General features: G+C 29.8%; 1 protein-coding gene. It reads right to left on the bottom strand.

Going from position 1 to position 821, the window contains the following annotated elements; all coding sequences use genetic code 11:
- On the bottom strand, window positions 1-743 hold a 743-nt coding region (locus EZH24_RS12855), incomplete at its 3' end, for a bifunctional 5,10-methylenetetrahydrofolate dehydrogenase/5,10-methenyltetrahydrofolate cyclohydrolase (protein WP_137999427.1).
- Between the last annotated feature and the right edge of the window lie 78 nt (window positions 744-821).

The following is an 821-nucleotide window of genomic DNA, read 5'->3' on the forward strand; positions in this document are numbered from 1 at the left end:
AAAGAAGCTAATTTTGAAACCTCGTCAAATTTTACATCGCCTTTTATAGAACCGTCAGCCAAAACATTTATTCCTATATCGATAACAATCGCTCCTTCTTTAATATATTCTTCGGTTATAAATTCCGCTTTTCCGATTGATACGCATAATATGTCCGCTTGTTTGCAAATATCTTTCAAATTTTTAGTTTTTGAATGAGCTATCGTAACGGTTGCCGATTTTTGAAGAAGTAAATGAGCCAAAGGTTTTCCCACAATATCGCTTCTGCCGACTACTATGGCGTTTGCTCCTTCGATTTTTATTTTAGTTTTTTCAATTAACGCCATTACGCTTTTTGCCGTGCAGGGAATTAATTTATCTTCTCCAAGAAATATTTTTCCAAGATTTATATTTGAAATTGCATCGACATCTTTATCTGGCGAAATCGTTTCATAAACTTTCTTTTTATCTATATGATTTGGGAGAGGCATTTGAATCATTATTCCGTTAGTTTCATTTTCTTCGTTTAGATATTCTATTAAAGTTAAAAAATCTTTTTCGCTAGTGTTTGCCGAAAGATTATGGAGCTTGCCAATCATACCGACATTTTCCGCGGATTTTTTCGCTCTATTAAAATATACTTCCGTTGATTTATCGTCTTCAAAATATAAAAAATCTATTCTCGGTTTTTTATCGAGTAATGCAACTTTCGATTTTATATTTTCTTTTATTTCTTTAGACAATTCTCTTCCGTCAAGCGTCATTATAAATCCAATCAAAATTATAATTTATAAATATATTTTATAATTAATATTATAAAAAACAAGTTTATTATAATTTTA

The organism is Brachyspira catarrhinii (assembly GCF_005518285.1).
Lineage (GTDB): Bacteria > Spirochaetota > Brachyspiria > Brachyspirales > Brachyspiraceae > Brachyspira > Brachyspira catarrhinii.